Below are 23,169 nucleotides of genomic sequence, written 5' to 3' on the forward strand. Positions count from 1 at the left end.
CGAGCATGTCGCCATCATCATGGACGGCAACGGGCGCTGGGCCAGCCAGCGCGGCTGGCCGCGGCTGGTCGGTCATCGCCGCGGCGCCGAACGGGTGCGCCAGATCGTCCGCGCCTGCCCCGATCTGGGCGTGCGCTGGCTGACGGTCTATGCCTTTTCCACCGAGAACTGGAAACGCTCGACCGAAGAGGTCCTGGGCCTGATGAGCATCTTCTCGCGCTATATCCAGCGCGAGGCGGGGCGATTGTCGGAAGAGGGCGTGCGCGTGCGGTTCATCGGCGAGCGCAGTCGCCTGGACCAGAAGCTGCAGCGCCTGATGGCCGGGATCGAGGCCAGCACCGCCGGCAACGACCGGCTCAATCTGACGGTGGCGATCAATTACGGCGGCCGCGACGAGATCCTGCGCGCGGTGCGTGCGCTGGCCGCGCAGGGCGGCGATCTTGCGGCGCTGTCCGACGGGGAAATGGCCGCCGCGCTGGACACCCATGCGCTACCCGATCCGGATCTGGTGATCCGCACCAGCGGCGAGACCCGGGTGTCGAATTTCCTGCTCTGGCAGGCGGCCTATGCAGAATACGAGTTCACGCCGACGCTTTGGCCCGATTTCACGCCCGAGGAGCTGGCGCGAATCCTTGACCGTTTCGCGGGGCGCGAGCGGCGGTTTGGCGCGGTGATCTAGGCAGGTTGGGGGAAGCGGGCATGAGCGCGGCGCGCTGGGACGATCTGAAGATCCGGATGATCTCGGGTGCGCTGATGGCGCTGGCGGGGATGGTCGCGGTATTTCTGGGCGGCTGGTACTTTGGCGCGCTGGCGGTGCTGGCCGCCGGGCTGATGGTGTGGGAACTGGCGGGGATGATGGGCGCCGGTCAGGCCGCGGTGCCGCTGGGGACGCTGGCGGCGGTGTCGCTGTTCTCGGCCAGCATGATCCCGCCGGGGGCGGCGCAGTTGCTGCTGCTGGCGGCGCCGCTGGCCGGGGCCTGCGCGATCCGCTGCGACCGGCTCATCTTTGCCGCCTATGCGCTGGCGATCCTGATCGCGGCGCATGGGCTTTACTGGTTCCGGCTGGAGAATGGCGGCGTCTGGTTGTTCTGGTTGATCCTGGTGGTCATCGCCTCGGACGTGGGCGGCTATTTCGCCGGCCGCCTGATCGGGGGGCCCAAATTCTGGCCCAGGGTCAGCCCGAAGAAGACATGGTCGGGCACCATCGCCGGCTGGATCGGCGCGGCGATCGTGGGCGCGGTGTTCATCAGCTTCACCACCGCCGGCATCGATCTGATCTGGATCTCGGCCCTGGTCGCGCTGGCGTCGCAACTGGGCGATATCACCGAAAGCGCGATCAAGCGCCGCAAGGGGGTCAAGGACAGCTCTCGGCTGATCCCGGGCCACGGCGGGCTGCTCGACCGTTTCGACGGGCTGCTCGGCGCGGCGCTGATGATGCTTCTGGTCGCGCTTTTCGTGACCGTTCCCAGTGTGAGGATCTAGGCCATGCGCAGGGTCACCGTCTTCGGCTCTACCGGCTCGATCGGCGAGAGCACCGTCGATCTGATCGCGCGCGCCGACGACTGCCAGGTCGTGGCGCTGACCGGGGGGCGCAACGTGGAGCGTCTGGCGCGCCAGGCGCGGGCGCTGAACGCCGAACTGGCGGTCACCGCGCATGATGATTGCTATGATGCGTTGAAGGCGGCGCTGGCGGGGTCGGGCATCGGGGTCGCGGCGGGGCCGCACGCGTTGACCGAGGCGGCGGCGCGACCGGCGGATTGGGTGATGTCGGCGATCGTCGGCGCGGCGGGGCTTGCGCCGGGGTTCAAGGCGCTTGAACAGGGCGCGACCCTGGCGCTGGCCAACAAGGAAAGCCTGGTCACCGCGGGGCCCCTGCTGCTGGCCGAGGCCGGCCGCCACGGCGCCACGATCCTGCCCGTGGACAGCGAACATTCGGCGGTGTTCCAGGCCCTGGCGGGCGAAAACATCGACACCGTCGAGCGGGTCATCATCACCGCCTCGGGCGGGCCCTTCCGGGGCTGGAGCTCTGAGCGCATGGCTAGTGCCACGCCCGCGCAGGCCGTGGTGCATCCCAATTGGGACATGGGGCAGCGGATCTCTATCGACTCGGCGAGCCTGTTCAACAAGGCGTTGGAAGTCATCGAGACACGGGAATTCTTCGGGATCGACCCCGATCGGATCGAAGTTATCGTGCACCCGCAATCCATCGTCCATGCGCTGGTGGGTTTCATCGACGGCGGGTTGATGGCGCATATCGGGCCGGCGGACATGCGCCACGCGATCGGCTATGCGCTGAACTGGCCCGAGCGCCGCGCGCTGCCGGTCGAGCGGCTGGATCTGGCGCGCATCGCGACGCTGCAATTCGAGGCCCCCGACGAGACCCGCTTTCCCGCGCTGCGCCTGGCCCGAGAGGTGATGACGATCGGTGGCCTGGCGGGGGCGGCCTTCAACGCGGCGAAGGAGGTGGCGCTTGATGCCTTCATCGCGCGGCGGCTGCCGTTTTCGCAGATGGCGGTGGTCGTGGAAGAGGCGCTTGCCCGGCTTTCGCGCGATCCAGGTCTTACTTCCGCCCCGGAAAGCCTTGTAGACGTGATCGAGATGGACCATCTGGCTCGGGTACGGGCCGCCGAGGTGATCCGCGACAGGACGTGAGTTGAGAGAGGACCGTTGGTTTGGACATTCTGGGGCTGTTGCCGTCGTCGGGCGGGGTTCTTTATCAGGCGGTTGCCTTCATCATTGCGTTGTCGATCATCGTCACGGTGCATGAATATGGCCATTACATCGTCGGCCGGATTTCCGGCATCAAGGCCGAGGTCTTCTCGTTGGGATTCGGCCCGACGCTGATTTCGGCGCATGACCGGCACGGCACGCTTTGGCGCATCGCGCTGCTGCCGCTGGGCGGCTATGTGCGCTTTGCCGGCGATTCCGACGCGGCCTCGGGGCGCGACGACGGATCCATGGACCAGATGACGCCGGAAGAACGCCGCCACACCATGCATGGCGCACCGCTTTGGGCGCGGGCGGCGACGGTGCTGGCCGGGCCGATGTTCAATTTCATGCTCTCGGCGCTGATCTTCGCGGGCTTCTTCCTGTATCAGGGGGTGCCCACGGGCAATGCGGTGATCGGGTCTCTGCATCCGATGCCGGTCAGCGAGCAGGGCTTTCAGCCCGGCGACAGGATCGTCGCGGTGAACGGCACGCCCACCTCCACCGGCGCGGCCTTCGCCGCTGTGATCGAGACGCTCAAGCCCAGCCCCCAGGTGACCTACGAGGTCACCCGCGACGGCAAGAGCCGTCAGGTCACCGGGCCCTTCCCGCTGCCGCCCTATGTCGCCGCGGTGTCGCCGCTTTCGGCCGCGTCCGAGGCCGGGCTGGACCATGGCGACGTGATCACCGCGGTCGACGGCAAGCCGATCTACGCCTTCTCGCAGTTGCAGGATCTGGTGTCGAATTCGGACGGCAAGCCGCTGACGCTGGACGTGTGGAAGGACGGCAAGACCCGCGCGGTCACGCTGACGCCGCGACGCACCGATCTGCCGAAGCCCGGCGGCGGGTTCGAGACCCGCTGGCTGATGGGCATCTCGGGGGGGTATTTCTTCGATCTTCAGTCCCGCACGCCGGGGGTGATCGAGGCGCTCGGCCTTGGGACCGAGCAGATCTGGTACACCGCCAAGACCAGCCTGTCCGCGCTGTGGCATGTGGCGACCGGCTCGATCAGTTCGTGCAACCTGCGCGGCCCGATCGGCATCGCCGAGACTTCGGGCGCGGCGGCGGCGCAGGGCTTGTCCAGCTTCATCTGGTTCATCGCGCTGCTTTCCGCGGCGGTGGGGATTCTGAACCTGTTTCCGGTGCCGGTGCTCGATGGCGGACATCTGGTCTTCCATTTGTGGGAGGCGATCACCGGCCATCCGCCCAGCGAAAAGGCGTTGCGGCTGCTGATGGGGGGCGGGCTGGTGATCATCCTGGCGCTGATGGCGTTCGCGCTGACCAATGACGTGACCTGCCCCTGAGGCTGCCTCGGTCGGCCCGCGAACCCGGACCACGGCACCCGGCCTGCCGGCCTTTGCGGCGGCGCAGGTTTCGCGAATGCGCTATTGGGTTCAAAGCGTTGCCGGCATTTCGCCGCAATCGCGCCATATTCACCCCCTAGAAATGCAGGCGGGTGAATATGCGGGGCGCGATTGCGGGCAAGGTTGCCCGCCGGGCGACCCGCGGCGAGGTGAGGCGATGCAGACGATCCAGAGCGGTTACCGGGGCCTTTCGCTGCTGCTGAAGATCAATTTCGACCGTCTGTTCGTGGTCGGCACGATCATTGTCGGGCTTCTGGCCGGGGCCTTCCTGGGCACGGCGATCGCGGGCCTGTGATTCTCTGACATTCGCGCGAACCTGCGGGCCGCCGCGGCGGCGTTGCTGCGCGCTTGCGCGGGGTTTGCCGCGGGGTTTGCGGGGCGCCGCGAAGGCCCGGCCCGAAGGCGCCGATTGGCGGCCCGAAGATGCGCGTGCCATTTTGACATCCCCCCCCAATGCCGTTACTCAGAACGAAGCGATCAAAGCAAGAGGCGGGGACAGAAAATGCACGACACATCCGGTTGCCGGGCGGCTGGCGCGGAACGGCGCGGGGCGCGGCGGCGCTTGTCTTCGCTGGGTGTCCTCCTGCTGTCGAGTCCATTGATCCTTGGCACCGGCGCGGCGCTGGTGGCAAGCGCGCCGGCGGCCCAGGCGCAAAGCTACCGCTTCACCTCGATCAAGGTCGAAGGCAACCAGCATATCGAAAGCGGCACCATCGTTTCGATCCTGCATCTTCAGCGTGGCAAGGCCCTGAGCGCGGCCGACCTGAACGACGCCTATCAGCGCCTTGCCCAGAAGCACCTGTTCGAGTCCATCGTTCTGACCCCGCGCGGCAATACGCTGGTGGTGAAGGTCACCGAATATCCGACGATCGACAAGATCGCCTTCGAGGGTAACGAGCGCTACAAGGACAAGGAACTGTCGAAGCTGATCAAATCAACCGCGCATCGGGTCTATTCCCCGGCCCAGGCCGAGGCCGACGCGGCGACGATCGCCAAGTTCTACTACGCCCGCGGCCGCTACGCGGCGATCGTGACGCCGAAGATCATCAAACGGCCCGACAACGCCGTCGATCTGGTGTTCGAGATCCGCGAGGGCAAGACCACCGAGGTGCAGCGCATCTCGATCATCGGCAATCAGCATTTCACCAACCGCCGCCTGCGGCAGGTGCTGGCGACCAAGCAGGCTGGGCTGCTGCATCAGTTCATCCAATCCGACACCTACCTGCACGAGCGCATCGCGGAAGATCGCCAGAAGCTGACCGAATTCTATCAGCGCCGCGGCTTCATCGACTTCGAGATCCTCGATGTCGCCTCGGAATTCGAGCGCAACCGCTCGGGCTTTTTCCTGACCTTCACGGTGCATGAGGGGCTGCCCTATACCTTCGGCAAGATCACCATGGCCAGCGATGTCCCCGGGCTGAGCGCGAAGCCCTATGAGAAGGCGCTGCGCATCCGTGCCGGCAGCACCTATTCGCCGCTGGTGATGAAGGACAACATCCGCCGGATCGAGAACATCCTGGCCGAGCAGGGGGTGACCTTCGTCACCGTCGATCCGGTGATCACCCGCGACCGTGCCAACCAGAAGCTCAACATCGTCTTCACCCTGAAGAAATCTCCGCGCGTCTTCGTCCAGCGGATCGACATCCAGGGCAACACCACCACGCTGGACCGCGTGATCCGGCGCCAGTTCCACACCGCCGAAGGCGACCCCTTCAACCCGCGCAAGATCCAGGCCGCGGCAGACCGGCTGCGCAAGCTGGGCTATTTCTCCGACGTCGAGGTCAGCACCAAGCCGGGGTCTGGCCCCGACGAGGTGATCGTCGATGTCAACGTGAAGGAAAAGCCTACCGGATCACTGACCTTCGGGCTCAGCTACGGTGTGTCGTCGGGCGTCGGCGCGGTGGTCAACTTCGCGGAATCGAACTTTCTGGGTCGCGGCCAGGCGGTGAACTTCCAGATCAATACCGGCGTCAACAATGCCAGTTCCGTGGTCTCCTTCGTCGAACCCTACCTGCTGGGCCGTGACGTGCAGTTCGGCTTCAACGCCTTCTATTCGCGGCAGAATTACTACAACACCTATTTCGACAGCAGCTCTTACGGTGTGCAGCCCAGCCTGACCTTCCCGGTTTCGAACAACGGCAAGCTGACGCTGAACTACCGGTTTGCCTCGGACAGCATGTCGAATGTCGATTCGGGCGCGGCGGTTCCGTCGGCGGTGCTGCAAAGCGAGGTCGGAAGCCGGACCACGTCGAGCCTGGGCTACGAATACAGTTTCGACAGCCGCCGCACCGGGTTGGACCCCAATGACGGTATCATGATGAGCTTTGGCCAGGATTTTGCCGGGGCCGGTGGCGCCAACCGCTATATCAAGACCTCGGCCAAGCTGGCGGGCCAGACCCGGATCTTCGATGACGAGGTGACGCTGCGCGCGACGCTGAAGGGCGGGTTGCTGAGCATGCTCAGCGGCCAGTCCTCGCGCGCGGTGGACCGCTACAACAACAACGGCGAGATCCGCGGCTTCCGGCCCTGGGGCATCGGCCCGCGCGACCTGAACGCGACCAACCAGGACGCGCTTGGCGGCAACAAGTTCGCCGTGCTGCGGCTAGAGGCCGATTTCCCGCTGGGCCTGCCGGCGGAATACGGCATCTCGGGCGGGGTGTTTTGGGACATGGGGTCGGTCTGGGGGCTGAATTCCTCGGAACTGGCGCTGATGACCGCATCGTCGCAGGATACGGCGAAATTCCATCTGCGCTCTGCCATTGGGCTTTCGATCTTCTGGAAAACCCCGATCGGGCCGCTGCGGTTCAACTTCTCGCACGCGATCAAGAAGGAATCCTACGACCGGGTGCAGAATTTCGACCTGACCATCTCTAGCCAGTTCTAGGGGCGGCCATGGGCCTTTTGCGCAAGATGTTCGGGGGGGTGCTGGCGGCCCCCCTGGCCGTCGGGATCGCGGGGGTGCCCTTGCCCGGGGGCGCGCAGGTGGCGAACTATCCGCTGGGTCAGTCGGTGAATGCCGGTCGCGGCGCGGTGCAAAGCCCGGTGCTGACGCTCGACCGCGACCGCATGTTTGCGGATTCGGATTTCGGCAAGCGGGTGGCGGCCGAGGTCGCGGCGGCGCAGGCGCGGCTGCTGGCGGAAAACCACAAGAAGGAAACCGCCCTGGCGGACGAGGAAAAGAAGCTGACAGACGAGCGCAAGACCGTGTCGCCCGAAGCGTTCGAGAAGCTTGCCAATGCCTTCGACGCCAAGGTGCAGAAGATTCGCCGCGATCAGGACGCGAAGAACCGCATCATCCAGGCCTGGCGCCAGAAGGAACGCCAGCGCTTCTATGAGGCCGCGCTGCCGATCCTTGGGCAGTTGGTGCGCGATTCCGGCGCGGTCGCGATCCTGAATTCGCAGGCGGTGTTCCTGTCGTTCAAGTCGATCGACGTGACCGACAGGGCGATCGCGCGGCTCGACGCCACGCTAGGCGACGGCGCAAAAGGCGCGGGCAAGATCGATCTTTCGGCCAGCCCGCCGCCGGCACCTTCGGTCAGCGATGGCGATGCCGGATCGGCCCCGCGCGAGGTTGCCGTGCCGGGCGTGGGTGAGGCCGTCGCCCCGAACGGCGTGGCCCCGCCCGGCGGCGGGGCGGCGGCTTCGGGGAACTGAGGGCGCCCGCTGCTTTGCCTGTGCCGTGACGCGATCCGCGCGCCCAGGCTGCGGCAAAGTGGGCGATGTGCGAAGCATTCCAGTGGCTTGCCCTTGGCTCGCCGTGTTGTTATCGAAACGCGACATCGCCCCGGCGCGGGTGATTGCCCCGGAAGAGAGGAGACCGAGATGACCGACGCCCCGATCACCGAGGCTGACCTGTCGCTGATCCAGCGTGTGATTCCGCACCGTTACCCGTTCCTGCTGGTCGACAAGCTGCGCGACATCGTGCCCGGGAAATCGGCGGTGGGGATCAAGAACGTCACCTTCAACGAGCCACATTTCCAGGGTCATTTCCCGGGCCAGCCGATCATGCCCGGTGTCACCATCGTCGAGGCGATGGCGCAGACGGCCGGCGTTCTGGTGGGGATCACGCTGGATCTGGTAGACAAGGAATTGCTGGTCTATTTCATGAACATCGACAATTGCAAGTTCCGCCGCAAGGTGGTGCCCGGCGATGTGCTGGAAATGCATGTGACGGTCAAGCGCGGCGGTGGCAAGATCTGGAAATTCCTGGGCGAGGCCAAAGTCGACGGCGAATTGGCGACCCAGGCGGAATTCACCGCGATGATCGACCTCAGGGGCAATTGATGTCTGTCGATCCCTCGGCCAGGATCCATCCCAGCGCGGTGATCGAGGCGGGCGCGGTGATTGGTCCGGGCTGCCGGATCGGGCCGTTCTGCAGCGTCGGGCCCGAGGTGCGGCTGGGCGCGGGCGTCGAACTGAAAAGCCACGCCGTGGTGACCGGCTGGACCGAGATCGGCGACGAGAGCGTGATCTTTCCCTTCGCGGTGGTCGGAGAGATCCCGCAGGACCTGAAATATCACGGCGAACATACCCGCCTGGTCGTCGGCAAGCGCAACCGCATCCGCGAGGGCGCGACGCTGAACACCGGCACCGAGGGCGGCGGCGGCGTGACCCGGCTAGGTGACGACAACCTGATCATGACCGGCGCCCATGTCGGCCATGACGCCCAGCTGGGCAGCCGCATTGTGCTGGCCAACCAGGTGGCGATCGCCGGCCATTGCGTGATCGGCGACGACGTGATCGTCGGGGGGCTGTCGGGGATCCATCAATTCGTGCGCATCGGGCGCGGCGCGATCATCGGCGCGGTCACCATGGTCGCGAACGACGTCATTCCCCACGGTCTGGTGCAGGCGCCGCGCGGCGAACTCGACGGGCTTAACCTGGTGGGGCTGAAACGCAAGGGCGTGGCGCGCGCCGACATCACCGCGCTGCGCGCCGCCTATCAGATGCTGGCCCAGGGCGAGGGGCCGTTCCTGGACCGCGCCCGCCGCCTGGCCGAAGAGACCGACAGCGAATATGTCCGCGAGGTCACCGATTTCATCCTGTCCGCCACCGATCGTTCCTTCCTGACACCGCGATGACCGACAATTCCCAATCCGGCCGCCTGGCCCTGATCTGCGGTGCCGGGGCGCTGCCCGCGCTGCTGGCCCGGGCCGCGGGCGCGCCGCTGATCTGCGCCGTCGACGGCTACGAGGTCGAGGGGCTGACCCCCGACATCCAGTTCCGGCTGGAGCGGTTGGTGCCGTTCCTCGACCGTCTGCACGACGAGGGGGTAACGCGGGTGGCCTTCGCCGGAGGCATCCGGCGGCCCCGGCTTGATCCGGCGCTCTTTGATCCGGCCACCGCGCAACTGGTGCCGAAGATCCTGCCCGCGATCCAGCAGGGCGACGACGCGCTGTTGCGCGCGATCCTCGCGCTGTACGAGGACGCGGGCTTCACCGTCCTGGGGGCGCATGACATCGCCCCCGATCTGGTGCCCGACGCGGGCGTGCTGGGCCGCAGCGCCCCCACCGCCGCCGACGAACGTGACGCCGCGCGCGCCGCCGAGATCGTCGCGGCGCTGGGGGCGGTGGATGTGGGGCAGGGCGCGGTGGTGGCGCAGGGGTTGTGCCTTGCGGTTGAATCCCTGCCGGGCACCGATGCGATGCTTGATTTCGTGGCCGCCACCGGGGTGGCGCTGCGCCCTGATCCGAAGGGCGCCCGGGGCGTGCTCTACAAGGCGCCGAAGCCCGGGCAGGAACGCCGCATGGATCTGCCCGCGCTCGGCCCCGAGACGGTGCGCCGGGCCGCGGCGGCGGGCCTGGCCGGCATCGCCTGGGAGGCGGGCGGCGTCCTGCTGCTGGGCCGCGAGGCGGTCGAGGCCGAGGCCGAGGCTGCGGGGCTATTTCTGTGGGCGCGAGAGCCATGAAGCTGTTTCTGGTCGCCGGAGAGGCCTCGGGCGACCGGCTGGGCGCGGCGCTGATGGAAGGGCTGAAGACGCTGGCGCCGGGGGTTGCCTTCGCGGGGGTCGGCGGGCCGCTGATGCAGGCACAAGGTCTGCAAAGCCTGTTTCCCATGGACGAACTCTCGGTCATGGGAATCGCTGAAATTCTACCGAAATACAGAAAGTTGCGGCGCAGGCTTCATCAAACGGCCGAGGCCGTCCTGGCCGATCCGCCCGACGCGCTGATCACCATTGACAGCCCCGATTTCTGCCTGCGCGTGGCGCGTCTGGTGCGCGCCAGGCGGCCTGAACAGCGCACGATCCACTACGTCGCGCCCTCGGTCTGGGCGTGGCGTCCGGGGCGGGCGGCGAAGATGGCCGAGGTGATCGACCATGTGTTGGCGCTGTTGCCCTTCGAGCCGCCGCTGATGCAGGCGGTGGGAATGAGCTGCGATTTCGTCGGCCATCCGGTGGTGGCCGAGCCGCGCGCCACCGCCGCCGAGGCGCAGGCCTTCCGCGAAACCCATGGCATCGGGAAAGCGCCGCTGATCCTGGTGCTGCCCGGCTCTCGGCGCGGAGAGGTCGGGCGGCTGGGCCCGGTCTTCGGCGCGGCGCTGGGGCTTGTGGTGGCCGCGCGCCCCGAGGCTCGGGTGGTGTTGCCGACGGTGGCGCATGTGGCGGGGGCGGTGCGCGCGATGGCCGCTGCCTGGCCCGGCGCGCCGGTGGTGGTGGAGACGGCGGACGACAAGCGCGCGGCCTTTGCGGCGGCGGATGTGGCGCTGGCGGCGTCGGGGACCGTGTCGCTGGAACTGGCGGCGAACGCGGTGCCGATGGTGATCGGCTACAATTTCAACCGCCTGACGTGGGAAATCATCAAGCGCCGCGCGCTGATCGACACGGTGACGCTGGTCAATCTGGTCTCTGACACAAGGGTGGTGCCGGAATTCCTGGGCCCCGCCTGCCGGGCCGAGGCGATCGCGCCGGCGCTGTTGCGGATGATGGCGGCGGGGCCCGAACGGGCGGCAGAACTGGATGCCATGGCGGTGACGATGCAACGCCTGGGCGCGGGCGGCGAGGCGCCGGGCCTGCGCGCCGCGCGCTCGGTTCTGGGGGCGCTGGGGCACCGTGCCTGAAGCGCAGCCGTTGCTTTTGATATTGCAAGCAAAAATAATGTCTTGCCGCGCTGTCTTGAAGTGATGCGTGAAGGTTGCGCGGGCTTCATTCGTCCTGAGGCAAGAGGCCCAGGCCGCGCAGATAGATACCGACGCCGGTTTCAAGCAATTGCTCGGGCGGGAACGGGGCCGTGGCGCCGGGGGAGCCGCGCGCGAAAAGCTCTACCACGCCGTGGCTGAGCGCCCAGATATGGGCCGAGAACATCGCCGCGGGGGGGCGTTTTTCCGGCGGGATGCGTTGGGCCAACGCCGCGGCGGCCTGTTCCAGCACCGCGCGGGCGCGATTGGCGACGTGGTTCAGTTCGGGGTTGGCGGTCAGCGAGATGCCACTTTCGAACATCGCCATGTAATGGCCGGGGAACTTGCGTGCGAAGGCCAGATAGGCGCGGCCGGTGGCCTCGAATGCGGCCAGCGCGGTGGGCTGGCCATGGTCGTAGGCATGCTCCATCAGATCGGCGAAGATCACATAGCCCTGGCGCGCGGCCTCGGCGATCAGGTCGTCGCGCCCGGCGAAATGGCGATAGACGGCGGCCGGGGTCACGCCCGCGGCCTTGGCGGCCTCAGACAGGGTGAAGCCCTGCGGCCCCTTGTCCTTGATCAGCGCAAGCGCCGCATCGACCAGAGCCTGACGCAGATTGCCGTGGTGATAGCCTTGCTTAGCCATGCCAGAGGTCCGGCCCGCCGCAGATTTTCGGGTCGATCGCGCCGATCGCCACCGGGTCCTTGCCGGCGTAATCCATGCCGTCCAGCACCGTCTGGATCGCCGCCAGCCGCAGGCGATATTTGTCGTCGGCGCGGATCACCGTCCAGGGTGTCTGGGGGGAATGGGTGCGCTGCAGCGTCTCGCGGATCGCGGCGGTGTACAGATCCCAGCGCTTCAGCCCCTCGACGTCGATCCAGCTAAGCTTCCACTGCTTCAGCGGGTCGCGTTCGCGCTGAAGAAAGCGGCGCAGCTGTTCGGCGCGGCTGATGTTGAGCCAGAACTTCACCAGGTGGATGCCCGCGTCGATCAGCATCTTCTCGACCCCCGGCACCTGGTCGAAGAACAGCGCGCGTTGCTCCGGGGTGCAGAAATCGAAGACCTTTTCCACCACGCCGCGATTGTACCAGCTTCGGTCGAAAATGGCGATCTCGCCCGCGGCGGGCAGGCGTTTGATATAGCGCTGGAAATACCATTCGCCCGCCTCTCGGTCAGTGGGTTTCGGCAGCGCCACGACATTCGCGACCCGCGGGTTGAGGTTCTCGCGCAATCGCTTGATCGTGCCGCCCTTGCCGGCGGCGTCGCGGCCCTCGAAGATCAACAGCACGCGCTTGCCGCTTGCCTTCACGTCGGCCTGAAGCTTGACCAGCTCGATCTGCAGGGCGTCCAGGTGGTCCTGGTAGTCCTTCTTCTTCAGCCACTGCTCATACGGGTAGGAGGGATCGAGAATCTCGCGCTTGTCGGCCGAGGCGATGGCGTCACGCACGGCCTGGGGCGCCTCGTCGCGAAAGAAGGCGCTGATCGCGCCGTCGAAGGGAAGTTTCATGCGCAAACCTCTGCGTTTTGGCCAGTATGGCGATTGCGGCAGGCGGGGCAAGCGTGGCCGGCGCGACCTAGCGTCCGCGGGCGCGGGCAAAGGCGCGGTGGATTGCGGCGATCACGATGTCGGGGTGGGTGTGATGCGGCATGTGGCCCGCGCCCTCTATCCGGGTGAGGTTGGCGCCCTGGACCTGGCGGACCAGATGCTCGGCATGGACGCCGATCGGCACGATCGCATCCGCGGTTCCATGCACGATCTCCAGCGGCATCGGCAGCCGGGGATATCGCGGTGCCATGTCGCGCAGATTGGAACGCAGTGCGTTGACCTGGCCCGCATTGGCCGCAAGCGTCGCGCGGCGCAACGACAGGCTGGCGGCGATATGCTCGGCATAGCCTTCGGGCATCTCGTCGGGGGCGAAGATCGCGCTGAGCGCGCGCTGCGTCAGATCTTCGGTCGCCCAGGCCGACACCAGCGCGGGCAGAAGCGGGCGCAGGGGCAGAGCCTTCATCAGCCGGTACCAGCCGCCCAGGCCCCCGGACCAGGGATGGGTGGCCCCCGAGACGATGACCAGCGCCGCGACCTCGTCGGGGGCCGCCAAGGCCCAGGCCATGGCCACCGCGCCGCCGTAGCTTTGGCCCAGGATCACCGGGCGATGTACGCGCAGCCGCGCGGCGGCGGCCTGCAGAACCTTCACCTGGCCCAGCGGAGACCGGGTGGTCTTGCCCATGTCGTCGGACCAGCCCAGGCCTGGCCGGTCGAAGGCGATCACCCGGTAGCGCCCTTTGAGACGGTCCATCAGCCCAAAGGTGAATTCCCGCGCGCTGCCCGAGGCGCCGTGGATCAGGATCAGGTCGGGCCCGTCGCCGCGGATCTCGGCATGGACGGTGGTCTTGCCGAAGTCCCCCTTTACCCGCATCAGCATGCCGCGCGGGGGAAAGGCCTCTTCCGCCACGCTTTCGCGCGCCCGGGCGCGGCGCATGGTCAGCCCCGCGAGGCCCCCAAGCGCGGCGGGGCCGAGGGCGAGCAGAAGGCTAGAGACCAATGGCATTCATGTTGAAGGGTGTGGATTGGTAGATCTCGTTGATCCAGTTACCGTAAAGCAAATGCGCATGGCTGCGCCAGCGGTTCGGCGGCAGCCGCGAGGGATCGTTATCGGGGTAATAGTTCACCGGCACGGTGACCGGCCCGCCCGAGGCTACATCGCGGTCGTATTCCTCTTTCAGCGTGGTGCTGTCGTATTCCAGATGATTGAAGATATACAGCGCCCGCGCGCCCGCGTCGCGCACCAGGCAAGGCCCGACCTCGTCTGATCCCAGCAATGTCTCCAGCCCCGGTGCGGCGTCGATATCGGACTGGCGGATTTCGGTCCAGCGGCTTACGGGGATCACGAATTCGTCCGAGAAGCCGCGCAGGTAGGGCGAGGTCGGCGCCAGGTTGCGGTGGCGAAACAGGCCGAAGGCCTTGGCGTCCAGCATGTGCTTGGGCACCCCGTGCAGGTGATAGATCATCGCCATGCCGCCCCAGCAGACACCGAAGGTGGAATGGACATGGGTCCGGGTCCAGTCGAAGACCCGCAGCAGCTCGTCCCAGTAGGTGACTTCCTCGAAGGGCAGGTGCTCGACCGGGGCGCCGGTGATGATCAGGCCGTCGAATTTCTCGCCCGTCGCCGCCACCTCGGCGAAGGGGCGGTAGAATTCGTCCATATGTTCGGCGGCTGTGTTCTTGGACTGATGTTCGGTCATGCGGATCAGGTTCAGCTCGATCTGCAGCGGCGTCGCGCCGATCAGGCGGGCGAACTGGGTCTCGGTCTGGATCTTCTTGGGCATCAGATTCAGCAGGCCGATGCGCAGCGGGCGGATGTCCTGCCGGGCGGCGCGCACGTCGGACATCACCATCACGCCCTCGCGGCTGAGGGTGTCGAAGGCGGGCAGGTTCTCGGGCAGGGTGATGGGCATGGGTCAGGCTTCTTCTCGGCGGTCGAGGGTGCGGGCGATCAGGTCGTCGAAATCGGCCTGCGTGCGGACGGCGCCGACCTCTTCTGCGGTGACGCTGACGCCCCAGTTGCGCGCCATCGCGGCGTAGCGCGGGCGGCGATGCGCCAGGGCGCGGGCATAGGTCCAGCGCACGAAAGCGTCGGGGTCGACCTGGGCCTCGGTCACGCCGTGCAGGTCCAGATATTCGGCCCAGGCGGCTTCCAGGAATTCGGGCTGGTAATACATCGGCTTGGGCGCGCGGTCGAAGCGGCGCGCCAGTTCTGCGGCATGGGCGTCCGAGCCTTCGATCCAGACCAGCAGCAGATTTTCCGACAGCGCGGTCAGGACGGGGTCGTTTTCGTTCTCGGGGTCGACGACTTCGCAGATCGAGCCGCCGGAATCGCAGATGAAATTATCATAGCCGTAGATGTCATGCGCGCGCTGGATGAAATGCGGCGTATCCAGCAGCGCCGATATTTCGGCCGCGCGGTGCTGATCCTGGCGCAAACGGTATTCCGCGAAGGGCAGGCCGCCCTTGGCGGGGTCGCCGGGCTTGCCCAGATAGGTCGACAGCGGCGCGAGATTGGTGAAGGTGATGTTGGAACTGATATAGACGCTGTCGGTCAGCAGAAGCTCGCGCAAGAGCGGCACCTTCATCGCCTCGCGCTTGAAATTGTCGGCGATCAGTTCCCCCATGTAGCGGGTGCCGATGCGGTAATCGATCGAATAGTGGAACCATCCCCCGGCATCGCGCAACAGGCCTGAAAGGTGGGTCTTGCCCAGGCCCGACATGCCGAACATCAGGACGCGCTTGGCCTTGGCCGCGCGCCAGTCCCTCGCATTGGAATAGATCATCGTCCTACCCGTGCCCTGGGGTGCGTGCCGCACCGTCAGGCGGTGTTTTTCACGATTTTTGCGCCGGGGGAAGGGGGCGGCGGCCGATTCGGCGCAGGGCGCGCCCGTCAAGCACCACCATGCCGGCCGCAAGCAGCGCGAAACCGGCCAGCGCATGCGGCGGCAGCGTCTCGCCCAGCACCGCCCAGCCCAGCACGATCGCGACGGGCGAGACCAGCAGCGTCACCAGGCTAAGGTTCCCCGCCCCGGCCATCGCCAGCACCCGGTAGTAAAGCAGATAGGCCCAGGCCGAGGCCGCCACCGCCAGATAGGCCAGCGCTGCCCAGGTCGCGGCGTCGTAGCGCAAGGTGGGCGCGCCCTCGGTGGCCAGGGCGGCGGGCACCAGGATCAGCGCGGCGCCGGTCAGCATGCCCGCCGCCGTGACCTGCGGCGACAGGCCCGGCGCCAGGCGTCGCAGCACCCCGCGCGCGAAGGCCGCGGCGCAGCCATAGCTGAACGCCGCCGCCAGCACCGCCAGCTGCGCGGTCGAGGTCAGATCGAAATCGCGCAGCGTGTTCAGCCCGACGGCGGTCGCGACCCCGGCAAAGCCCAGCATCACCCCCGCCGCGCGGCGCGGGCCCAGCCGTTCGTCGCTGAACACCAGCGCCGCGATCAGCACCCCGAAGATCGCCGTCGCCCCGTTCAGGATCGCAGCAAGGCCCGAGGGGATGTGCATCTCGCCCCAGGTGATCAGCGTGAAGGGCAGGGCGTTGTTGAGGATCCCCATGCCCAGGAAGCCCGCCCACAGCCGCGGGTCGCGCGGCACCGGCAGGCGCCGCCACGCGACATAGGCCCAAAGCACCACTGCCGCGCCCGCGACCCGAAAGGCGACCGAAGTCAGCACTCCGACCTGATCGAGCGTCACCCGGATGGACAGGAACGACCCGCCCCATATCGCGGCAAGCAGCAGCAACTCGGCCCAGGCGCGGGCGGAAATAGTGGTCTGGGGCGGACGGGCCATGATCTGTCTCCTTCGGCCCACCGATGCCACGCCCGCGCGCGGACCGCGACCCGGAAATTGCGGTTTGGGGGTGATCGTTCTGCGGCAGGGACTATGGGCTGCGGCAGGGGGGTAGCGCATGCCTGCCTATCTCGTCATGCCGAGGGCGCGTTGACACATGGTTGCGTGCCTGGCTGCTTGGCAGGTTGGTGGGTGATGCGTCCGATCACGTTTGTATCCGGGTAGTCTCTTGCATCAATTTGTTGCGACGCTCCCGGCCGGCAGACGCCACCCCGCGCGCAGGAATGTGCCCCGTGCTGTTTGCGCGGGCTGGAAACGACGAATGCCCCCCTTTGCAGGGAGGCATCCGGTTCAGGGCGTCAGAGGGAGGCGAGGCCCTTCTGCCCGGAAAGGTGCGGCAGGTTGCGGCGTCAGGAACTGCTGTCCTCTTGGTTCTTTTGCGCACCATTGCCATTGCCATTATTGTTGTTCGACAGGAAGTCGACATTCGGCGACATCCGCGGCCGCACGACGACCATGTTGTGGAAGTTCTTCGCACCCAGCCCGATGTTGAAAGCCGGCGTGAAGGTTTCCCAGCTTTCCACCAGGATTTCGGTGTCACCCAGCGCCATCTTCGGCAGGCGATCGGCGTAATTGCCGATTTCGACGCTCGACAGCGCGGCGTGGCCGCGCGTCGCATCCGACCAGTTCACCAGAAAGATCTGCTTCTTGACGTCGAAGGAAACGTCCGTCACCCGGATATGGGTGGTGGCACCGCGCCGGGTTGCGCTGGTGATGAAATCGAAGACCTTGTTCATCCCCTCGATATCGGCCGAGGTCAGCGTGTCGGTCTGGCGAGAGATAAGATCGGCGATCGTGTAGGTCGCGCGCATCGCCGTGTTCTTGGTCGAGAAGGCGTCGAAATAGACGTAGCTGCCAAGATAGGCCCAGAACAGCACCGGCAGGACGATCACGGTTTCGGCCAGGATGGCGCCGCGCTCTTCTCGCAGGAACCGGCGGAAGGGGCGCAGCAGCGGCAGGATCTTGAAGGGTGCGATCATGGCTCAGCTCGGTTCATTGACGAAGGCAGAAGAAGCGACAAGGTGATATGTACCGCCCACGTCCTTGGCCAGTTGCAGCCCCAGACCGACGGTGGGATAGATCGGGTCGAACACGGCGCAGGCGCGGATCAGCATGAGCTGGTCGCCCACGCCGGGGTTGAAGTTCGGCGGCTCTTGCGGGGCGATCGGCTCGTCGCGGTTGATGCAGGTCGAAGTGTCGCCCATCCCGCCCCAGGTGCTGGTGTCGACGGGGCGAAGCTCGACCAGAAGCGAGTTCACGCAATCGGGGATCACCATCGCCAGGCGGCAGATCTCGTTGCGAAGCTTGTCCTGTGTCGGCTGATGGATCTGGCCCAGGCGCAGTTCGCGCACGGTCATGTCGACACCGCGTTCCAGCATCACATAGCGCAGCTGCATGAAGCCGGCCTCGACCGAGGACATGAACAGGATCAGCAAGATCGGCACCACGACCACGAATTCGACCGTCGCGGTGCCGTCCTCGCGTCGTGCCCAGCGCGTCATGCGGCGCCACAGGCCCGCGCGGGTCTTGGCGGGGGGAAATGCGGGGGTCATTGCGTCAGCCTCAGCTTGTTGATCGAATTCGCAATCGACGCGAAGGCGCTCGCAATATCGAGGTTCTGCACGTCGAAGAAGTAGCTGGGCTTGGTGGCGCAGGTCTTCAGCACCGCCTTGCCGTGGTTGGATGTCATGAAGCCGATCGAGTAGATCGTGATGTTCTGACGCTTGGCCTCGTTGCAGATGTGGTTGAGGTTGCTGTCCTGGATGCCCGAGTTCCGGCCGTTATTGTAGCCGGGGATGCCATCCTGCCAGTCGACGATGTCCTTGTACCAGGTCGAGGCAGCATGGCTGCCATAGGCAGGATAGATCATCTGTTCGGTGAAGTAGCGCACCGAGACTTCGTTCCACAACTCCGGCCAGGTGACTGGAACCGCCTTTCCCTTCGGCTGCATCGTGGCATAGGAACGGCATTCGCCCCAGCGACTGTAGGAGGTGCAGCCCCTATAGCTGTCGCCGCCCTGTTCGAAGGGCATGGTGTGCCACTTGCCGTCGGCGCTCCAATAGTATTTCTTGCTTGCGGCGTCGTAGATCGAGAAGGCATTCCTGTCGGCGCTGTTGAACAGCACGTTCGACGTGCCGGACGCATAGGCCGGATTGATTTCCGCGCGCGAGGTGTTTTCGCCGTCGGTCATCAGCACGATCACCTTCATCGCTTCCTTGTCGTCGAATGCATAGGGGCGACCGGCGAGATCGGCGTTGCGTTCACCCTTGTTGATCATCGCCGACATGATCGGCTGGGTGCTGGGGTCAAGCAGCCCCGCGCCCCATTTCATGCCCACGTCGATCGAGGTGTTTCCGCCGGCCTGTAGCCCCGCGATCACGCTCTTGATCGTGCTTTCGTCGGCCGAGAACGGCAGCACGTCGCGGTTCGATTCCAGCGGGCAGACCCGCATCGCCGGAGAGATGTTTGTGGTCTGATCCCAGTACCAAGGGTCGAAGTTCGCGGCCTGCTGATAGGTATGGTCCAGCGGCATTGCGGTGGTCTTGAAATCGGCCTGCGCGAAATCGAAGCAATAGGAATAGGTCTGGTCGCGGGTCGACGAGAAATAGTTGAACAATTCGGGCGAGATCGCCACCTGCGCCGCGTAGGGCACGACCGAGATCGACAGCTTCCCCGGCTCGGTCGAGTTGAACATTTTGGTGACGAATTCCGTCGCCGCGTTCCGCAGCTCGCCGATCTTGTTGTATTGGTTCATCGACCCCGACACATCAAGGACCAGCGAAATCTCGACGCTGCCGATCGCCTCGGAGGCGGTGCTGGCGGTCGTCGGGGTGAGGTTGTCGATACCGGCCAGGCGCAGAAAGACGGTGGGCACGTCGGCCGCGGCCTGGGCCGAAACGGTGCGATTGTTCATTCCGCCGGTGACGGTGACGTTGGTCAGGTAATCCCCGAGGCCGGCCTTCGTCATGTAGTCCTGCACCACCGAGGTCGGGTTCAGCGACTGGTCGAGATTGGCCGCGGCCAGGGTCGCGCTGTCGAGCGTGTTCTGCAACCGGGTGCGCATCGATTCGTAGCGCACCAGATCGACTGACATCCCCGAGATCACCAGGATCCCGACCAGCATCATCAGCCCGAACAGCAGCATGGCGCCGGATTCGTCGTCACGGAACCGGGTCAGGCGATGCCAGCGCGGCATTCGGGATGCGTCGCCGGCGCCGCGGGAACGGCTTCCACAGGCGGTATCCGCTAGGAAGTGGCTGAGCGCACGCATCATTGTCCCTCTGCCGGGCAATCCCGGTTCTCAACATCATGGACCGGGGATGTCCGAGAGATCGCAACGGTCCTTTCCGCCCCTATAAGCGGGAACGGGTTTGGCGAAAATGAGGCGTGAAACGGGTCCAAACCGGAAAAATGGAACATTTCCGCAGGTGAACAGCCGTTTTCGCGGGTATCGCTTTCAGAATCGCGGCGTGAAGCTCGCGCCGCGAATCGCCCTTGACGGTGTGGCGGGGCGGCGGCGCCAGCCAAAACGGGGGTGGCACCTGAAAATGATTGGCGTATACCGCGAGGCGCGTCGCATCCGACCGGGTCAACCCCGGCACGCGCCATCAGGAGGATAAAATGGCCGCCATGAGCGAACCGAGCTTTCGTGAATCCGTCGACATGATGTTCAACCGCGCCGTCGCGGCGATGGATCTGTCACCGGGGCTCGAGCAGAAGATCCGGGTTTGCAATTCCACCTATACCGTGCGCTTCGGTGTCCGCCTGCGCGGCAAGATCGAAACCTTCGTCGGCTACCGCTCGGTCCATTCCGAGCACATGGAACCCGTCAAGGGCGGCATCCGCTACGCGATGAGCGTGAACCAGGACGAGGTCGAGGCGCTGGCCGCGCTGATGACCTACAAATGCGCGCTGGTCGAAACCCCGTTCGGCGGCTCGAAGGGGGGGCTGTGCATCGACCCGACCCAGTACGAGGAACATGAGCTGGAGCAGATCACCCGCCGCTTCGCCTATGAGCTGATCAAGCGCGACCTGATCAACCCGTCGCAGAACGTGCCCGCCCCCGACATGGGCACCGGCGAGCGCGAGATGGCCTGGATCGTCGACCAGTACCGGCGCATGAACACCACCGACATCAACGCCACCGCCTGCGTCACCGGCAAGCCCTTGAACGGCGACGGCATTCAGGGCCGGATCGAGGCCACCGGTCGCGGCGTGCAATATGCGCTGCGCGAGTTTTTCCGCCACCCCGAGGACAAGGCCAAGGCCGGGCTTTCCGGCACGCTCGACGGCAAGCGGGTGATCGTGCAGGGCCTGGGCAACGTGGGCTATCACGCGGGGCTGTTCCTGCAGACCGAGGACGGCTGCAAGATCACCGCGATCATCGAACGCGACGGCGGGCTCTACAATCCCAACGGGCTTGATGTGGCGAAGGTGCGCGACTGGCTGGTGGGGCATGGCGGGGTCAAGGGCTATCCCGACGCCACCTATGTCGAGAACGGCGCGACGCTGCTGGAAGAGGATTGCGACATCCTGATCCCGGCCGCGATGGAGGGTGTGATCAACCTGTCGAACGCGCATCGCATCCAGGCGTCGCTGATCGCCGAGGCCGCCAACGGCCCGATCACCTTCGGCGCCGACGAGATCCTGCGCTCGAAGGGCAAGGTGATCATCCCCGATCTCTATGCCAACGCGGGCGGGGTGACGGTCAGCTATTTCGAATGGGTGAAGAACCTCACCCATATCCGTTTCGGCCGGATCGAGCGCCGCCGCGAGGAGGCCCGCCACCAGATGCTGGTCGACGAGCTGGAGCGCCTGTCCTCGGACCGTCAGCTGGGCTGGTCGCTGTCGCCGGGCTTCAAGGAGCAGTACCTGCGCGGCGCCGACGAGCTGGAGCTGGTGCGCTCGGGGCTCGACGACACGATGCGCGCGGCCTATGGCGAGATGCGCGCGCTCTGGCATGGCCGTGAAGGCATCGAAGACCTGCGCGTCGCCGCCTTCATCGTGGCGATCGACCGGGTCGCGAAAGCCTACCGCTCGAAGGGGCTGTAGGCGCCGCGGGCGGGGGCGCTGCCCCCTGCGCCCCTCGGTGCGTATTCGGACCAGAAAGAAGGACAAGGGCGCTCTTTGTCTTCATCTTGGGAAAAATACTCCGGGGGTCCGGGGGCCGCGCCCCCGGCGCCGTCATCCGAACCTTTCGAATGATCCGCCCATTCGCGACACGATCCGTCGCGGACGTACAAGGCTTGGCGCAATCGGTCATTGAAGACTCGGTGCGTTGGGGGTTCACTCTGGCGGTGGGCAAGGATCGGGGACCGTCATGGGGTTCAAGCATTGGAATGCGGGGGGCTATTCGGGGCTTCGGGTGCTGGCCGAGGGCCTGTTGGGCAACAAGGGCTGGACGCCCGCCTGGCGCGATCCCGCGCCCAAGGACAGCTATGACGCGGTGATCATCGGCGGCGGCGGCCATGGCCTTTCGACCGCCTATTACCTGGCGAAAAACCACGGGCTGACCAATATCGCCGTGCTCGAAAAGGGCTATCTTGGCGGCGGCAACGTGGGGCGCAACACCACGATCGTGCGGGCGAACTACTTCCTGCCGGGCAATTCCGAGTTCTATTCCCATTCGCTCAAGCTCTGGGAAGGGCTGGAGCAGGAACTGAATTACAACGTGATGCATTCGCAGCGCGGTCTGATCAACCTGTTCCATTCCGACGGCCAGCGTGACGCCTTCGCGCGGCGCGGCAACGCGATGGTGAACCAGGGCGACGACGCGGTGCTGCTGGATCGGGCGGGGGTGCGCCGGATGCTGCCCTATCTGGATTTCGACAATGCGCGCTTTCCGATCTACGGCGGCCTGTACCATGCCCGCGGCGGCACCGCGCGCCATGACGCGGTGGCCTGGGGCTATGCGCGCGGCGCCGACCGGTTGGGCGTGGACCTGATCCAGAATTGCGAAGTCACGGGGATCGACGTCGAAGGTGGGCGCGTCTTGGGCGTGCAGACCACGCGCGGCGCGATCAAGGCGCGCAAGGTGGCGATGATCGTCGCCGGGCGTTCGGGCCAGGTGGCGGCGATGGCGGGGATGCGGCTGCCGGTGGAAAGCCACATCCTGCAGGCCTTCGTGACCGAGGGGCTGAAGCCCTGCATCGACCATGTCATCAGCTTCGGCATGGGGCATTTCTACATCTCGCAATCGGACAAGGGCGGCCTCGTCTTCGGCGGCGATCTGGATTTCTACGCCTCCTACGCGCAGCGCGGCAACCTGCCGATGGTCGAACATGTGATGGAGGCCGGCATGGCGCTGATGCCGATGATCGGGCGGCCGAAGGTGCTGCGCTCTTGGGGCGGCATCATGGACATGACCCCCGACGGCAGCCCGATCATCGACAAGACCCATATCGACGGCCTGTTCATCGATTGCGGCTGGAACTACGGCGGCTTCAAGGCGGTGCCGGCCTCGGGCTGGTGCATGGCCCATCTGATGGCCACCGGCGAAAGCCATGAGGTCGCCCGCGGCTTCCGCCTGAACCGCTTCGAGACCGGCCATCTGCTGGACGAGGAAGGCACCGGCAGTCAGCACAATTTGCACTAGG

22 protein-coding genes are annotated in these 23,169 nt (G+C 66.1%); 13 read left to right on the plus strand and 9 right to left on the minus strand.

The annotated features are described in order from the left end of the window. The first annotated feature begins 19 nt into the window (after nucleotides 1-19). From uppS to lpxB, 11 genes are all read left to right on the plus strand, one after another. Nucleotides 20-679, plus strand: a complete 660-nt coding sequence (gene uppS, locus BLV97_RS08165) for a polyprenyl diphosphate synthase (protein WP_244520997.1) — start codon at nucleotides 20-22, stop codon at nucleotides 677-679. 20 nt (nucleotides 680-699) lie between these two features. After that, complete coding sequence (locus tag BLV97_RS08170) at nucleotides 700-1,482, plus strand: phosphatidate cytidylyltransferase (protein WP_035844377.1); 783 nt, start codon at nucleotides 700-702, stop codon at nucleotides 1,480-1,482. Between the two features lie 3 nt (nucleotides 1,483-1,485). Then, entirely contained in the window at nucleotides 1,486-2,652 is a 1,167-nt protein-coding gene (gene dxr, locus BLV97_RS08175) for a 1-deoxy-D-xylulose-5-phosphate reductoisomerase (RefSeq protein WP_035844375.1), read from the plus strand. Between the two features lie 20 nt (nucleotides 2,653-2,672). After that, nucleotides 2,673-4,010, plus strand: coding sequence for an RIP metalloprotease RseP (rseP, locus tag BLV97_RS08180; RefSeq protein WP_035844373.1), 1,338 nt, complete (start codon nucleotides 2,673-2,675; stop codon nucleotides 4,008-4,010). A gap of 217 nt (nucleotides 4,011-4,227) precedes the next feature. Then, nucleotides 4,228-4,365 (plus strand): hypothetical protein, encoded by a 138-nt coding sequence (locus BLV97_RS21165; protein WP_176992639.1) that lies wholly within the window; start codon nucleotides 4,228-4,230, stop codon nucleotides 4,363-4,365. Between the two features lie 207 nt (nucleotides 4,366-4,572). Continuing rightward, nucleotides 4,573-6,954 carry an outer membrane protein assembly factor BamA gene (gene bamA / locus BLV97_RS08190; protein WP_081825119.1) on the plus strand — a complete coding sequence of 794 codons (2,382 nt, stop codon included), beginning with the start codon at nucleotides 4,573-4,575 and terminating at the stop codon, nucleotides 6,952-6,954. Between the two features lie 8 nt (nucleotides 6,955-6,962). After that, nucleotides 6,963-7,724: an OmpH/Skp family outer membrane protein gene (locus BLV97_RS08195; protein ID WP_051646169.1), complete on the plus strand. Its 762-nt coding sequence runs from the start codon at nucleotides 6,963-6,965 to the stop codon at nucleotides 7,722-7,724. Between the two features lie 168 nt (nucleotides 7,725-7,892). Further along, the gene (fabZ, locus tag BLV97_RS08200; protein ID WP_035844369.1) at nucleotides 7,893-8,354 is read left to right on the plus strand and encodes a 3-hydroxyacyl-ACP dehydratase FabZ; all 462 of its coding nucleotides are present in this window, start codon (nucleotides 7,893-7,895) and stop codon (nucleotides 8,352-8,354) included. Further along, complete coding sequence (gene lpxA, locus BLV97_RS08205; RefSeq protein ID WP_035844367.1) at nucleotides 8,354-9,151, plus strand: acyl-ACP--UDP-N-acetylglucosamine O-acyltransferase; 798 nt, start codon at nucleotides 8,354-8,356, stop codon at nucleotides 9,149-9,151. Before fabZ ends, lpxA begins: the two co-directional genes overlap by 1 nt. Then, nucleotides 9,148-9,978: an LpxI family protein gene (locus BLV97_RS08210; protein ID WP_035844365.1), complete on the plus strand. Its 831-nt coding sequence runs from the start codon at nucleotides 9,148-9,150 to the stop codon at nucleotides 9,976-9,978. The genes lpxA and BLV97_RS08210 overlap by 4 nt, the downstream gene beginning before the upstream one ends. Further along, complete coding sequence (gene lpxB / locus BLV97_RS08215) at nucleotides 9,975-11,126, plus strand: lipid-A-disaccharide synthase (RefSeq protein WP_035844363.1); 1,152 nt, start codon at nucleotides 9,975-9,977, stop codon at nucleotides 11,124-11,126. The genes BLV97_RS08210 and lpxB overlap by 4 nt, the downstream gene beginning before the upstream one ends. 85 nt (nucleotides 11,127-11,211) lie before the next feature. Here the strand turns inward: lpxB and BLV97_RS08220 are convergent, their stop codons facing one another. The 9 genes from BLV97_RS08220 to BLV97_RS08260 all read right to left on the minus strand — a co-directional run bounded on the left by BLV97_RS08220 (nucleotide 11,212) and on the right by BLV97_RS08260 (nucleotide 19,769). Continuing rightward, complete coding sequence (locus BLV97_RS08220) at nucleotides 11,212-11,829, minus strand: TetR/AcrR family transcriptional regulator (RefSeq protein WP_035844361.1); 618 nt, start codon at nucleotides 11,827-11,829, stop codon at nucleotides 11,212-11,214. Continuing rightward, the gene (gene ppk2, locus BLV97_RS08225; protein ID WP_035844359.1) at nucleotides 11,822-12,691 is read right to left on the minus strand and encodes a polyphosphate kinase 2; all 870 of its coding nucleotides are present in this window, start codon (nucleotides 12,689-12,691) and stop codon (nucleotides 11,822-11,824) included. The genes BLV97_RS08220 and ppk2 overlap by 8 nt, the downstream gene beginning before the upstream one ends. Nucleotides 12,692-12,758: 67 nt before the next feature. Further along, nucleotides 12,759-13,733, minus strand: coding sequence for an alpha/beta fold hydrolase (locus BLV97_RS08230; RefSeq protein ID WP_035844357.1), 975 nt, complete (start codon nucleotides 13,731-13,733; stop codon nucleotides 12,759-12,761). Further along, entirely contained in the window at nucleotides 13,717-14,640 is a 924-nt protein-coding gene (metA, locus tag BLV97_RS08235) for a homoserine O-acetyltransferase MetA (protein ID WP_035844355.1), read from the minus strand. Before metA ends, BLV97_RS08230 begins: the two co-directional genes overlap by 17 nt. A 3-nt stretch (nucleotides 14,641-14,643) precedes the next feature. After that, nucleotides 14,644-15,513, minus strand: coding sequence for a hypothetical protein (locus tag BLV97_RS08240; protein ID WP_035844353.1), 870 nt, complete (start codon nucleotides 15,511-15,513; stop codon nucleotides 14,644-14,646). A gap of 49 nt (nucleotides 15,514-15,562) precedes the next feature. After that, nucleotides 15,563-16,513, minus strand: coding sequence for a DMT family transporter (locus tag BLV97_RS08245; protein ID WP_051646168.1), 951 nt, complete (start codon nucleotides 16,511-16,513; stop codon nucleotides 15,563-15,565). Nucleotides 16,514-16,923: 410 nt separating this feature from the next. Further along, the gene (locus BLV97_RS08250) at nucleotides 16,924-17,553 is read right to left on the minus strand and encodes a TadE/TadG family type IV pilus assembly protein (protein ID WP_051646167.1); all 630 of its coding nucleotides are present in this window, start codon (nucleotides 17,551-17,553) and stop codon (nucleotides 16,924-16,926) included. Between the two features lie 3 nt (nucleotides 17,554-17,556). Further along, on the minus strand, nucleotides 17,557-18,126 hold the full coding sequence (locus BLV97_RS08255; protein ID WP_035844351.1) for a TadE/TadG family type IV pilus assembly protein: 570 nt from the start codon (nucleotides 18,124-18,126) through the stop codon (nucleotides 17,557-17,559). After that, nucleotides 18,123-19,769, minus strand: a complete 1,647-nt coding sequence (locus tag BLV97_RS08260; RefSeq protein ID WP_176992640.1) for a TadE/TadG family type IV pilus assembly protein — start codon at nucleotides 19,767-19,769, stop codon at nucleotides 18,123-18,125. The genes BLV97_RS08255 and BLV97_RS08260 overlap by 4 nt, the downstream gene beginning before the upstream one ends. Nucleotides 19,770-20,194: 425 nt before the next feature. Between BLV97_RS08260 and BLV97_RS08265 the strand changes: the two genes are divergently transcribed. Beyond that, nucleotides 20,195-21,625, plus strand: a complete 1,431-nt coding sequence (locus BLV97_RS08265; protein ID WP_035844349.1) for a Glu/Leu/Phe/Val family dehydrogenase — start codon at nucleotides 20,195-20,197, stop codon at nucleotides 21,623-21,625. Nucleotides 21,626-21,893: 268 nt separating this feature from the next. Then, nucleotides 21,894-23,168, plus strand: a complete 1,275-nt coding sequence (locus BLV97_RS08270) for a sarcosine oxidase subunit beta family protein (RefSeq protein ID WP_092164014.1) — start codon at nucleotides 21,894-21,896, stop codon at nucleotides 23,166-23,168. Nucleotide 23,169: the final 1 nt, after the last annotated feature.

Origin of the sequence: Allgaiera indica, assembly GCF_900106675.1 — a bacterium.
GTDB classification, from domain to species: Bacteria; Pseudomonadota; Alphaproteobacteria; order Rhodobacterales; family Rhodobacteraceae; genus Acidimangrovimonas; species Acidimangrovimonas indica.